The organism is Marinilabilia rubra, from assembly GCF_003121985.1.
Classification (GTDB): Bacteria; Bacteroidota; Bacteroidia; order Bacteroidales; family Marinilabiliaceae; genus Marinilabilia; species Marinilabilia rubra.
The window spans coordinates 64,056-78,058 of record NZ_QEWP01000006.1 but is presented as its reverse complement, the minus strand read 5'-3'; the positions used below and the strand labels follow the sequence as shown (position 1 = coordinate 78,058).

Sequence of the window (14,003 nt, the reverse complement as noted above, 5' to 3'; positions counted from 1 at the left end):
ACTAATAAAGTGTTATTTGCTCAATGTGAACTGTATTGTCATTCAGATTAACTGTGAACCTGTAATTGGACGGAGTAATAACCGGATCATCTTCACCATTTGGAATGTTCCAGTTGTTATCGCCTGAAATAATCTGTTCGCCGGTAAATGTAAAATCACCAGCTTTCTTTTCATTAGCCCATCCGGTGTTTTCAAAAGGTTTAAAATCTGCGTAAAAATCGTGGTCGCCGGGTGTGTAAAATGTTCCCTGGTATACCCCTTCGTCGATTCTTCGCAGCAGCACGTATTTCATCACATGGTCAAAACCCCAGTCGGTATGGGTGCGCTGATGTCCCGGATATGCTGAAGCTATTTCTTCAGAAGAAACTTTTGTAGGATAGCCCAATCCCCAACCACATGCTAAGAGATAATTAGGGTAGGAAGGATTATCAACACCCACAAAAATATTTTTCCTTACAGGATTGTAATAGATTGTGTAATCCCCGGTTTCTCCCAAAAATGTCACTTTGTTTTGTGCGGTACGCTCAAAGAAATCAGGATTATACACGTTTTGGTTGTCGGCAAGAGCGCCGAATAAACTGTAAGTTTTTCCGTTTTCGAGGTTACGGCTAAGTGTCCTGAAAGATTCGCCATTAATATCCTCTGACCCGAAAGAACCCAATGCCAGGTCGGCCTCACCTAAAGTACTTCCTGTCGTTTCCACATCAAATGCAAACATATCGTAAGTGAAAACCCTGGTATAATCGGCTTCGGGGGTAAAAGCAAAGGCAGACTCACCATCTTCATCAATCATGGCAACTTTGCCGTTTACATTTCCAAATACAGCGCCGCTGTAATCGATGGAATTGTCTTCGTGAAGGCGTTCCGCAATTTTAAAATGAAATGATGTTTCGAGCGTGAGGTCATTTCCCTGAAAGATATTGCTATTGTCTGCCCGGGGTTCAAGAACATTTACAAAGCCATTTTCGGTTACCATATACAGCTGATTGAACTCCGGTCTGTTTCCTGTCAACCCATCAATCTGATAAGAAGAGGTCCCTTTCAGGATATTGTGAGCTACAAGGTTGACGTGGACATCGGAATTGTCCTCCTGATTGGGCAGTAACGACACAAACACGTTCTTGCTGACTACGTCACTTTCGCCTGCCAACAGAATTTCACCTGATGAAACTACCCGGTTTGCTGAAACTACCTCGTAGGTGAGGTTGGTAAGCTCGGTGGCCGGGTCAGAAACGCTTGCTGTAAGCGTGATGGAGTCGCCAAAAGTGAAACCCGGGGGTGTAACCGCAGCGGATTCGATTACCGGAGTCGACTCTTTCCGGGGGCCATATTCGTCCTCCTCACAGGAGGCAAATGCCAGTGTGAAGATTCCTGCAATTAGGAAATATTTAAATAATGAATTCATATTTTCTTTTTTAAACAATGATTGCACTACAAAATTAATAACCAGGGTTTTGAACAAGATTTGGGTTTTGATCGATTATATCCTGAGGAATCGGCAGAATGTATGATAATTCTGTGAAGGGATATACCAGATCAGGCCGTCCTTCATCTGTTTCAAACACAGCGTTCATCACTTCCTCCACTTTATTCAGGCGAACCAGGTCGAACCAGCGCTGGCCTTCAAATGCGAGTTCTAATCGGCGTTCTTTCATGTAGGCTTCTGTAATAGATTCTTCGCTTGCTGATGCAGACGCCGGCAAATCATTCAAACCTGCACGTTGGCGTGTTTGGTTAATAATTGCAGCAGCTCCCGTAAAATCTCCTTTGGCTATTAAAGCCTCGGCTTTAAGCAGCAGGATATCGGCATAACGCAATTTGATAATGCTGTTGTAAGCACTGCGGGTTTTATACATAAATGCATACTGATCGGCAGGATAGTAAAGATTCCAGTCTGCTTCGTAAAATACAACGGCCTGTTCAAAGCGCTTATCGCCAGTCTCGCTCTCATATGCCCTGATTAAGTCACGCGAAGGTGTGATCCATTTCAGCCAGGTGAAATTGGCGTTCCATTCTTCGAGCGGGCGACCAAACATCCAGGTTACCCAATTGGTGTTTCCCGGAAAATACTGAGCTTCATAAATGGTTTCCTTTGAATTGCGTAATGTTGCATCAATAGCCCTGTTGTCGTTTGATGGCGGCTGATTCGGGTCGCTAAGCACAACACCAAACAAATCGCCGTATTCTTCTACTAACTCAAAACCATCGGCGGCGAGTTCATCGGCATACTTAATAACTTTATCATAGTCGCGCAGGGGTTTTTCAGCATAAACTTTTGCCAACAGAGCCTTTGCAACAGATTGTGAAAGTTGGGTTTTATTCGCCGGATCATTTTCCGGAGCATATTCCAGGCCCTCCAAAAGGTCTGCTTCAATTTGCTGATAGATGGTCAACGCATCGGTTTGTGGGGGGAAGTAAGCCGGATAAACCTCTTCGACGGTTTCGGAAGTAATGTCCCCGGCTTGTTTGGTTACCAACGGAACATTTCCCCAAATCCTTACCATATCGAAGTAGATCATCGCCCTTAGAATTTTAGCTTCCGCCTTAAACTGATTTTTTTCAGTTTCGGTAAGGGCCGGATCATTAACTTCGTCGATATTCTCTATTAATTTGTTGGTTTGGGCAACATTTGCCATGTGGGCGTTCCAGTCACGCTTAAGGTTGATGTTCGAACCTTCAATAGAATTCACTTCAAAGGGTGTTGTTTCAGCACCTGGTGAGCCGGCATAAGCATTGTCGGCATGTACTTCTGCGAGCAGCAATACATCGAGGTACCAATGCTCCTGACCATTTTCGTACAAGTTTAGCAGTGTTTGTCTATGCTCTAAAACGGCTGCTTTATCTTTAAATTCAACCTGAAGGCTGTCTTCTGTAACTCCTTCTGTAACATCTGAATAAACAGCTACCGGGTCGTAATCCATCTCACAGGAAACAATAAAAAGAGCTGCGAAAATGAATAAAATATATTTTGCTTTCATTTTGTAACTAATTAAAATTCAACATTTAATCCAAACAGGAAAGTTTTGCTATGAGGATAGGTTCCCCAGTCAATACCCTGTACGGCACCGCTGTTTCCCCATTGGTTTACTTCCGGGTCCATTCCGCTGTAGTCGGTAAATGTATACAGGTTACTGGCCGTTACATAAGGCTGCAATTTTGAAATACCCAATCTGTTGAGAAAATTTCCTTCGAAATTATAGGAAAGTGTCACGTCCTTAATGCGCAAATAACTTCCGTCCTCAATAAAGAAACTCGACGGCTGCAGGTTGTATCCGGCTTTTGGTATATCCGTGATCTGTCCGGGTGTGCGCCAGCGTCTGAGCACTTCTGTCGATTGGTTTTTCAAGTCGTACATTCCCATGATGTCACCTTTCGAGGCATTGAAAATATCATTGCCTACGGCTCCCTGCAAGAATACGTTCAGGCTAAATCCTTTGTATGAAAACGAGTTGGTTAGTCCGTAAATGAAGTCCGGATTCGGATCGCCAATATAGGTTTTGTCGGAAGCGGTAACTTTTCCGTCTTCATTAATGTCGCGGTACATCAATTCTCCGGTTTCCGGATCAACGCCATCGCTTATGTATCCGTAAAACCCACCCAGGGGACGTCCCGGCTCGTTACGAACAATTCTTGTTTGGTGAAATGCATCTGTTGTTTCTGCGTCGTAATAAACCTGTTGTAACTCGAGGCTTTTCAATTCATTTGAATTGAACGACATATTGAAGTTCGTACTCCAGTTGAAGATGCCTGTGAAGTTTCGTGAATCAACCGAAAACTCAAAACCACGGTTCTCCATTTCGCCTTCGTTGCGCACGATATTACTGGCTGCAGCAGCTCCTGCCGGCAATGACACGTTCATTAACATGTCAGATGTAAGCTTTTCATAATAATCCATGGCCAGTACTACCCGATTGTTGAATAATGTAGCATCGAGCCCGATATTTAACTGGGTTGTTGTTTCCCATGTAAGGTCGGATGTGCGAAGGTTTGCCTGGGAAATAAGTGGAAGGGCATCTTCCTGTCCGGTCTCAAACCATGCCTGACGGGTGATGTTGTAACGCTGCAGGTAAGCATAATCGCCCACTCCGGACTGGTTACCTGTCTGTCCCCAACCACCACGAATTTTCAAATCGTCAAGCCAGGTTAAATTCTGCATAAAGTTTTCCGAGCTTATTCTCCAGGCAGCCGATGCCGAAGGAAAAGTTCCCCACCGGTGATCGGGATGTAGTTTTGAGGAGCCATCCTGACGAACATTAAAGGTCAGCAAATACTTACTTTCGAAATTATAAGCCAATCTTCCAAACATTGACATAAGGCCCCATTCTGAAGCCGTTGAACCGGTATTGTCCCAGGCAATTTTATTGGCCACATTGAGTGTTTGAATGCTGTTGTTTCTGTAATGCGACCCATTAATGTAGCTTTGCGACCATCTGGAATCGGTCCAGGATGTACCAGCCATGGCTTCTACATTGTGACTTTGGGCAAATGTTTTCTTATAAGTCAGTACGTTGTCGAAAATTAACAGCGTGTTTGTATTGCGCGTATCCCAGCCATATCCCCAGTCGTCTCTGTCCGGGCCATGTACAACCGGTGTAAAACCCGTTATCGTGCCGTTTCGCCGGTCTAAAGTCAGTGAACTTTTCAGATTAAGATCAGGCAAAAAAGTAATGGTAGCGTTACCTGTGGCAATCAGGCGGTTCTCTTTGTTTTCGTTGTTCTTCTCATTTTCGATTGCTTCAATGGGATTGGTAATATTCTGCCCAAAGAAAACGCGGTTATATAATCCGGTTTCGGGATTTTTGATTCTGGCTGAGGTTGGCAGGTTTATCACTGACAGAACTACTCCACCGCGGTTTGATCCCTGGCCGGTTGTAATGCCATTGCTGGTATTGTCGGAATACGAAACGTTAATTCCGAATTTTAGCCAGTCGCGTACCTGGCTCTCCACATTGCTCCTGAAATTGTAACGTTTAAAGAAAGCAGAACTGATTACTCCCTTTTCTTTCAGGTAGCCTCCCGAAATAAAATAGTTCGATTTTTCGTTGCCATCGGATACCTGTATTTGGTAGTTTTCAGTGATTCCGGTTCCATAAACTTCATCAAACCAGTCGGTCCTGTCGGTTGTTCCTGCCGGAATAGCACCGGGACGGAGCTCATCCATTAATTCTTTGTACTGCGCTGCGTTTAATGACTCGATTTGGTTGGCCACCTGGTTAACCCCATACTGAAAGTTTGCAGCAACTTTTGCTCCCTCACCTGCTTTTTTGGTTGAAATCAGGACCACTCCATTTGCGGCCCTCGAACCATAAATGGCTGCAGAAGACGCATCTTTAAGAATTTGAATATTGGCAATGTCCATTGGCGACAAAAAATCGATGTTGTCAACCGGTACGCCATCAACCACATACAAAGGATCGTTGCTTCCATTAAAAGAAGTTGCCCCGCGCACCCTTACTACCATACCGGCACCGGGCTCTCCACTGGGCTTGTAAACATTTACTCCGGCCGCTTTTCCCTGAATGGCCTGTGCGGCAGAAACCATTGGTCGTTCATCCACATCGTCTACTGAAACGCTCGAGACGGCTGTTGTTACATCTTTTCTGGCAACCGAGCCATAACCAATAACAACTACTTCATCGATTAATTCCAAATCTTCCTCGAGCGTTACATTAATTTCGTTTCGGTTATCAACAGGAATTTCCTGTACCTGGAACCCGATAAACGAGAACACCAATACTGCATCACCATCCGGAACTTCTATTTGGTAACCACCGTTTATTCCGGTTACTACTCCCTGGGAAGTTCCTTTGATTGAAATATTCACTCCCGGTAACGATTCGCCATTAGAGTCGGTTACCACACCACTTACATTTAATGAATTTTGTGCAGAAGCTGAAATAATCATTCCGCAAAACAAAAACATATAAACAAGTGGAATTTTCATTTTAGAAAGAAATGTTCTCATATAAAAATTGTCTTTGGTTGAACTTTATTTCGATTAATAAAAATTAACATCATTGCACAAATGTATTTTCAATAAGTATGCCTATCAAATAGTCAAAAGATTAAGTGGGTAAAGAGTGGATTGAATGAAGTTTATATTGAAGCCAAGAAGATGAATAAGAGTTGTTAAGGGTTTTTTGTGTAACAGAAAAAAGTGGAAATATGGGAGCCTGAATATTAATGGATTCCTTATTTTCAGATGAGATCTGGCTCTTCTTTTAAAGTTTAATAGATGTTAAAAAGGATCTTCTTTTTTCTCATTCCCAAATTTTCAAACTTATCTGTTTTTTTTGGGTGTAGTCTATATTTGCGATGATGTTATCAATTAGGTTCTTTCTATAAATTACGTTCCTTGTGAATGACACAAATAGGGCTAATCCATCAAGTCCCTGATAAGGGGCGAACTTAAATAACCCCGGGGCAACTGTCCCGGGGTTAAACATGCTCCCGGCACCGGGTCCCTGAAAGGGGCCAACTAATTCGGAAAGCGAGAGCTTCCTGGATGAATACCGTCGGTTGATCGAAGAGAGTTGAATTAAGATCGATGATACCTTTTTTCTGATTGATTAAGTTAACTGACAGGGATCAAGATGCAAAGAGCTCGACCTGTAAAAGAGCTGGAGGATGTTGATCCCTTATCAGGGATCTTAGGGGGAGATAGTCCATCCAATCCCCGGGACTTTCGCCAGAGCCTGTCCCGACAAATTCGGGAGGGTTATTCGGATTCGCCGCTTTCAGCGACAGGGAATTTCTTCTGTATGAGGGGGGCTTTTCAAGTGTTCGATTTTTCTTGTACGTTCCTGATAAGAGGCCAACATTCTTATTCCATGAACTCATGTTTTTTCGCATGATTTTGAGGAGGTGCCGGCTTACCAATTTTACTTATAGGCTGATTTAAAATTGCCAGCTTTGAGATTCACTTATCCAATAGTATTCAATATTCAGATAATAATTTATTATCATTGGTGTACGGTTAAAATACTAAGATTGCTTCACTATGTTCATTGCGAGCAAGGCGAAGCAATCTCCTTTTAAAAGAGATATTTTCTCCGGACAATAGTGATTTATTCTATATTTGAACATAAATATCAGTAACCGGCCTCATTCAGCTTTCCTGATTTGTGGGAAAGGACATCCTGAACAAATAATTTTTGGTAGTTGTTAGCTGATATATTTGAGAATCAGAAATCATAGACTGAATAATATTTTATATGGACGTTTTTTTTACCATTGTCATTGTCTTCCTGTTACTTAATATCGCAGTGGGGTTGATTCGGGTGTGGCGCGGACCCACTGTCGCGGACCGCTTGCTTACCACCCAGCTGTTTGGTACCACAGGAATGGCCATTCTGTTGGTGCTGGCGGGTTATTTGGAGGATCCTGATTTTCTGAATGTCGCTATTACCTTCAATGTGCTGGCCATTTTATTAGTCATTGGGCTGGTTAAAGTCTGGAAAAAAAAGAAAGGAGAGAGTCCATGACCATAACTGAATTATTCACTGTTATTCTCCTGGTGGCGGGCTGTTTCTTTTTCCTTGCGGGAACTCTGGGAGTGCTGCGGTTTCCGGATTTATTTACCCGTCTTCATGCCCTCACTAAAGCAGACAATCTGGGGCTCGGCTTTATTGCAGCCGGCATGGCTCTTCACATTGCATCGCCCTGGGCAGCGATTAAGATATTCTCTATTTGGCTCTTCACTCTCCTCGCCAGTTCTACCTCCTGTTATCTGATCGCCCGTTTTCAGAAAGAAAAAAATCCACCCAAAAACAGAAAGGAGGAAGGATGAGTGTTTTGATCGACAGCTTATTGGCCATCCTTATTGTTTACCTGGCTTTACAATGTCTTCTGGCACCAAGACTAACCCAGACCGTCTTTCTGTTTTTTGCCTTTGGGCTGGCTTTGGCTTTGGCATGGGTAAGACTGGGGGCTGTGGATGTGGCCATTACCGAAGCCGCCATTGCATCTGGTTTTCTGGGAGTTTTGTTCCTGGATGCTTTAAGGGACTTTTCTTTTATTACTTCAGGTAAACAGGAAAGCTCTGATGCCGCAAACCATTCTGTTTCGAAGAAGAAACCCGCATTTTTATCACTTCCCGGAGTGGTTTTAGTTTTGGGACTCGGTCTTTTCCTGCTTATTACGTTGGAAGCTGTCTGGAAGGTACCGGAAAGTGGAGGGTTAACCGCAGCCACGGAGGCTCTGCTTCCCGAATCGGGAGTTGAAAACCCTGTAACCGCTGTGCTGTTGAATTTTCGTGCTTACGACACCTGGCTGGAGATGGGCGTGATTCTTCTGGGCCTTTTGGCCGTTATGGCGGTCGGAGGGATCAAAATTTTCCCGGTACACCGAAAAACTCCCGAAGACCCCGTATTACAACAGGTTATTTTGTTTTTTACACCAATTTTGTTCCTGTTTGGAGCTTTCCTTCTGTACTTTGGAAAAAACGGCCCCGGAGGGGCTTTTCAGGCTGCGGTTTTGTGGGGGGCCATTGGGATACTTCTTCATTTGGGAGGCAGACCGGTTCTTACGGTGATACCCCGCTGGCTGAGTCAGCTACTCCTGATTATGGGAATTGGTTTTTTCCTCATGCTGGGCTTTCTTTTATTGGCCGGAGGAGCTTCCTTGTTTGAATACCCGCCCTCTTACGCCGGTGTACTGATTTTGATTATAGAAACGCTGGCAGCAATAAGTATTGCCGTAACCCTGGTTTCTGTATTTGTCCATTTAAACCAATTGAATAAAGAGGAATCGAATTAAATTGAGCAAGAAGTATCAATACTCCGTTATCCCGATGGATCGGGATTGCAATGCGCTTCAAGCCGGCAGATTGTGTTTATTGAAATATAGAATATCAAGATTGTACGAATCATCTTACATCTTATATCTATCCCGAAGCATCGGGACTAACAATCTATTTAGTATGGAAACGTATCAGATCTATAGCATAACATCCGGAGTTCTCTTTGTCATAGGCATGGGAGGAGTCTTTTTGTCGAAACATTTTATAAAAAAGATCATTGCCACCATTATTATGGGGTCAGGGGTCTTTCTTGCTTTTGTCAGTTTTGCTGAACGCGATGCCCTCTCCTTTGCTGACCCGGTTCCTCAGGCTTTAGTTATAACCGGAATAGTCGTGGCTGTTGCTTCCGCTGCTTTTGCCCTGGCTTTGGCACGTCGCATTTACCAACTCACCGGAGAAGAATCCTTTACCATCGAAAAATGACAGGTTTACCAACATCCCCTCTTCCTGCCCTTTTGGTAGGGTTTCCGATTTTGCTGGCTATACTCACCCTGTTTTTCAGGCCCGGAGTAAAAGCTTTGGTTGGCCTGGCAGGGTGTCTGCTCACGGCTTTACTGGCTTTTATCGCTTTCGTTGAAGTGACCCAGCGTGGAACGGTTATCCATACTCCTGGAGGTTGGGACCCGCCATTGGGAATTCTGTTAAGAATGGATGCTCTGGCAGCTGTTTTTATTGGAATGACGGCTTTGGTGGGAGGTTTTATCAGCCTTTACGCCTGGCGGTATTTGCGTGCCCAGGATCCGGCCACTGGTGGATACCCCTTATTCTGGCCTTTGTGGCTTTTTCTGTGGGCGGGACTGAACGGACTCTTTCTTTCCAATGATCTGTTTAATTTATTTGTTACCATTGAGGTTATTAGCATCTGTGCAGTAGCTCTGGCTGTGCTATCCGGGAAAGCCGGTGCTTTAAAGGCCGGATTACGTTACCTGCTGGCAGCAATTACCGGCTCAATGGCTTATCTTTTTGGGGTAGCTCTCCTTTACGGAAGTACGGGTACACTGGATCTTGACCATTTGGGACAGGTTTTGGAACCCGGCACAACAACCACCTTTGCCTTGCTGGTGGTAACCCTCGGACTTTTGATTAAAATGGCGGGCTTCCCGTTTCACTTCTGGCTGCCACCGGCACACTCAAATGCACTTGCTCCTGTGAGTGCGCTCCTTTCGGCTTTGGTGGTGAAGGGAGCCTTTTACATTTTACTTCGCCTGTGGATGGAAGTTTTCGGAGTGGGTATTACTTATGCCGCCGGACAACTCATTGGACTGGCCGGAGCCATTGCAGTTATCTGGGGTTCCTGGCAGGCTTTCATGCAGACCAGCTTAAAATTGCTTGTGGCACATTCAAGTGTCGCCCAGCTGGGGTATTTGCTTATGATTTTTCCACTCTTGATTTTGCCTCCCGGGGTGACTGCTGATTCTGCTGATTGGCTTTCAGTAACCTGGACAGGCGGAGTCTATCAGGTCATTTCTCATGCCATTGCCAAAGCCTCATTTTTTCTTTCCGCAGGTATCGTTATAATGGCTGTGGGACACGACCGCATAGAATCCCTGCGGGACCTGGTGGGAAACATGCGCATAACCTCCATGGCTATAGGTCTCGCCGGAGTCAGTTTAATCGGGCTTCCCCCGAGTGGAGGATTTGTAGGGAAATGGATGCTTTTAAAGGGGATCTTATTAAGCGGTCAATGGTGGTGGGCACCTGTGGTTGTGGCAGGTAGTTTGCTCACTGCCGGTTATGTATTTATGCTTCTGCGTTTGGCTTTTGCCCCCGCTCGTGAGAAAGAACCGTTTCGACCAGTACCCAAAACGCTTGAGGTCGTTGCCTTACTACTAGCGGTGAGTTCCTTTTTGATCGTTTTTCCGGCAGATTATCTGATTCAGTTTCTGGAAAATAGTGAAATCTTTGGTTCGGGTATCGAGGCAGTACTGAAAGGAGGTTTCTATGGAAACGACTAGCTTTTTGCCTTTGTTGATACTCATCAGTTCTCTGGTTCCCGGGATTATGATTCTTCTGTTGCGGGAGGAACAGTTCGCTATGCGGACTTTTCTGAATCTTTTTGGAGCTGTAGCCAAAGTGGCCCTTGTCGGCTGGGTTTTTGCAGGTTATTTGAGTGGTGAGGAGTATAATTTCATTTTCAGACTGGCCCCCGACCTGACCTTTGCTCTGAGGTTGGATGCCCTGGGATTATTTTTTGCCGCCCTCTCATCAGCACTTTGGCTGATCACCACACTTTATGCCATTGGCTATCTGGAGGGAGGCCTGCACCGGAATCGTTTTTTTGCTTTTTTCAGTCTCTGTGTAACGGCCAGTACCGGCATTGCGTTGTCGGGGAACGTGATCACTTTCTTTATATTTTACGAATTTCTCACATTGTCGACTTATCCCCTGGTAGTTCACAAAGGGACGGATGAGGCTGTTGCAGCGGGCAGAACCTACCTTTGGTATACCATTGGCGGCGGCACAATTTTGTTTTTGGGTGTTGTCGGATTGTATGCCGTTGCCGGTCCAATTTACTTTGGGCAGACTGAAATTATTGCAAGCCTGATTTCGGAATATCCAACCCAGCTGACCATTCTTTTCTTCCTCGTTTTGGCGGGACTGGGAGTCAAGGCAGCGATCTTTCCTTTGCATGGTTGGTTACCCGTCTCTATGGTTGCCCCGGCCCCCGTCAGCGCCCTTTTGCATGCCGTAGCCGTTGTCAAAGCCGGGGCCTTTGGCATTGTGCGGTTGGTCTACGATGTTTATGGGATTGGTGTAGCCGAAGAGATGAACTTCCTCTCTGTATTGGCAGTATTTGCGGCTTTTACGATTATTTACGGTTCAGTCCGGGCCTTGTATCAGAATGATTTTAAAAAGCGACTGGCTTATTCCACGGTCAGCCAAATTTCCTATATTGCCCTTGGTGTGGCCATTCCGGGAGCCCTTACATCGACGGGAGCCATTGTTCACCTGGTGCATCAGGGCCTCATGAAGATTACCATGTTTTTTGCAGCCGGAAACGTTGCCGAAACCTATGGTCACAAAAAAATCAGCGAGTTAAACGGAATCGGCCGGCGCATGCCCCTCACGATGGGGGCTTTTACCATTGCTGCCTTTGGCATGATCGGTGTGCCTCCGGTTGCCGGATTCATCAGTAAATGGTATCTCGGTCTGGGCGCTGTAGAAGCGGGCAGTTATTGGGTCGTTCTGGTTTTTCTGGCAAGCAGTGCTTTGAACGCCGCTTATTTCCTGCCCATCGTTTACAGGGCCTGGTTTTGTGAGCCTGATCATGAGGTGGTTGAACGGCTGCGCTCTGGTCGTCTGGAGACCCAGGCACTATTGTTAATCCCGGTGGTAGTTACCGGCATCCTCTCCCTTACTTCCGGGTTGTTTGCTGCCGTGACTGGAAGTCCTCTTTCCATTGCACGTGAAATTATCGAAAAATTTTATCTTCTATGATCTGGTTTCTCACCATAGTATTACCGCTGTTGGCCGCTTTTTTCGCCGTATTCCTGCCCGCCGGGCGACGGGGTTCCGGATTTATTCTGGCGGGTGCTGCTTTACCTGCCCTTTGGCTAGGATTGGTGGAGGTGTCCGGAGTCACGGCACCGTGGTTTTTAATGGAATCGCACTTTTCTCTTGATACGCCCCGTAGAATTATCCTTCTGCTGACCGCCATTCTATGGGCCACAGCCGGTCTTTTTTCAGGTTCCTACCTGAAAGACGATGCCCGGAGAGGTGAGTTTTCATTTTATTTTGGCCTCACTATGGCAGGGAATTTCGGTCTGCTGATCTCCGCTGATGTGGCATCCTTCTATACCTTCTTTGCCTTGATGACCTTTGCTTCTTACGGGTTGGTCATCCACAGCCGTACCCCATCAGCCAGGCGGGCGGCCAATATTTACCTGGTAATGGCCATCATTGGAGAGTTGTTTCTTATTACTGCATTGTATCTCGCTGTGGAAAGTGCCGGCAGTATGCTACTCGCCGATATTCCACCGGCACTGGCAGAATCTCCCGATGGCCCGTTCATTTTTTTACTGGGTCTGATAGGCTTCGGAGTAAAGGTTGGGGCAATACCCCTGTATTTCTGGCTTCCTCTGGCGCACCCGGCAGCTCCTGCTCCGGCCAGTGCAGTCCTTAGCGGGGCCATGATCAAAGCCGGCCTGGTTGGGTGGATGCACCTTGCACCGGTGGGATTGGTAGAATGGACTTTCCTGAGTTTGCTAATGGTCTCCCTGGGCTTTACGGCAGTTTTTGGGGCTGCGATTTATGGTCTGACCCAGGTTGATCCAAAAGCCAATCTTGCCTATTCAAGCATCAGCCAAATGGGCGTTATGACCGTACTGTTGGGCATTGGTTTGTACGGTGACATTCCCCCGGAGTTGCTCCTTCCTGCAATTGCCCTTTATGCGTTTAATCACGGAACAGCCAAAGCTCTCTTGTTTATGGGTACAGCACTTCCGGCCAAAGTAGGAGGAGCGTGGCGAATTCTCATGTGGGTGGGTTTAGGACTGGGCGTTTTGTCCATAGCCGGAGGACCTCTTACAGGGGGGCTCTGGACCAAATCTTTGGTGAAAACCTTCCTTGGCGAAACAAGCCTTCCGGGGGCTCAGACTTTTATGCTTTTACTTAAACTGTCTGCTGTCACCACAGCTTTATTGCTGAGTCGTTTCTTACACCTTTTGTACCGGATAAAGGCACCTTCAGGTAATGTGGCACCTGCTTTTTTTCTGCCATGGGTGCTTCTTTTGTTGGCTGGAGGATGGTGGACTATGTCCCCGGGCCTGTTGCCCGGGGAATTACTTTCCCACATTTCAGGAGCAAAAGGGATAATGGACTTTTTTATGAATCTGCAGAAAAACTGGACCGCATTTTGGACAATCAGTATAGGCGTAATTATTATGGCTTTTACTCTGAAGTTTACTCACCTTAACGTTTGGCCAACGAAGAAACCATCCCTGCCACCGGGGGATTTTATTCACCTGATTCTCTTTGCCGGAGCTGCGGTTGCAAAACCATTGCGTAAAGGGATTTCTTTGCTGGAATCCGGTATTCAGTCGATTCCAGGCCCTGAGAAAATCTTTTATATAATTTCAGACAGTAAGCGAACATCAAGAATCAGTTCCGCGGCAGAAGCATTACTCCGCCGCTGGGAGTTTGTTGGAATCGGCTTTTTTATCTTTTTCTTAATTTTGTTTTTGGTTCTCAGATAATTAATAGA

10 protein-coding genes are annotated in these 14,003 nt (G+C 45.7%); 7 read left to right on the top strand and 3 right to left on the bottom strand.

The features are described 5' to 3' along the window. Position 1: 1 nt before the first annotated feature. From DDZ16_RS09040 to DDZ16_RS09030, 3 genes are read right to left on the bottom strand one after another with little or no spacing between them, the layout of a single operon-like run. Positions 2–1,405: a hypothetical protein gene (locus DDZ16_RS09040; protein WP_109264294.1), complete on the bottom strand. Its 1,404-nt coding sequence runs from the start codon at positions 1,403–1,405 to the stop codon at positions 2–4. Positions 1,406–1,439: 34 nt separating this feature from the next. After that, positions 1,440–2,978, bottom strand: a complete 1,539-nt coding sequence (locus DDZ16_RS09035; protein ID WP_109264131.1) for a RagB/SusD family nutrient uptake outer membrane protein — start codon at positions 2,976–2,978, stop codon at positions 1,440–1,442. An 11-nt stretch (positions 2,979–2,989) separates the two neighbouring features. Next, positions 2,990–5,965, bottom strand: coding sequence for a SusC/RagA family TonB-linked outer membrane protein (locus DDZ16_RS09030; protein WP_109264130.1), 2,976 nt, complete (start codon positions 5,963–5,965; stop codon positions 2,990–2,992). A 1,249-nt stretch (positions 5,966–7,214) separates the two neighbouring features. Here DDZ16_RS09030 and DDZ16_RS09020 point away from each other — a divergent pair. The 7 genes from DDZ16_RS09020 (at position 7,215) to DDZ16_RS08990 (ending at position 13,995) form a co-directional block, all read left to right on the top strand. Next, positions 7,215–7,484: a monovalent cation/H+ antiporter complex subunit F gene (locus DDZ16_RS09020; RefSeq protein WP_109264128.1), complete on the top strand. Its 270-nt coding sequence runs from the start codon at positions 7,215–7,217 to the stop codon at positions 7,482–7,484. Next, entirely contained in the window at positions 7,481–7,789 is a 309-nt protein-coding gene (locus DDZ16_RS09015) for a cation:proton antiporter (RefSeq protein WP_109264127.1), read from the top strand. Before DDZ16_RS09020 ends, DDZ16_RS09015 begins: the two co-directional genes overlap by 4 nt. After that, a complete protein-coding gene (locus tag DDZ16_RS09010; protein WP_109264126.1) occupies positions 7,786–8,757 on the top strand; it encodes a hydrogenase subunit MbhD domain-containing protein in 972 nt (323 codons plus the stop codon). Before DDZ16_RS09015 ends, DDZ16_RS09010 begins: the two co-directional genes overlap by 4 nt. Before the next feature lie 163 nt (positions 8,758–8,920). Beyond that, entirely contained in the window at positions 8,921–9,223 is a 303-nt protein-coding gene (locus DDZ16_RS09005; protein ID WP_109264125.1) for an NADH-quinone oxidoreductase subunit K, read from the top strand. Beyond that, entirely contained in the window at positions 9,220–10,755 is a 1,536-nt protein-coding gene (locus tag DDZ16_RS09000) for a complex I subunit 5 family protein (protein ID WP_109264124.1), read from the top strand. Before DDZ16_RS09005 ends, DDZ16_RS09000 begins: the two co-directional genes overlap by 4 nt. Beyond that, complete coding sequence (locus DDZ16_RS08995) at positions 10,742–12,238, top strand: proton-conducting transporter transmembrane domain-containing protein (protein ID WP_109264123.1); 1,497 nt, start codon at positions 10,742–10,744, stop codon at positions 12,236–12,238. The genes DDZ16_RS09000 and DDZ16_RS08995 overlap by 14 nt, the downstream gene beginning before the upstream one ends. After that, on the top strand, positions 12,235–13,995 hold the full coding sequence (locus DDZ16_RS08990; protein WP_109264122.1) for a complex I subunit 5 family protein: 1,761 nt from the start codon (positions 12,235–12,237) through the stop codon (positions 13,993–13,995). Before DDZ16_RS08995 ends, DDZ16_RS08990 begins: the two co-directional genes overlap by 4 nt. Positions 13,996–14,003: the final 8 nt, after the last annotated feature.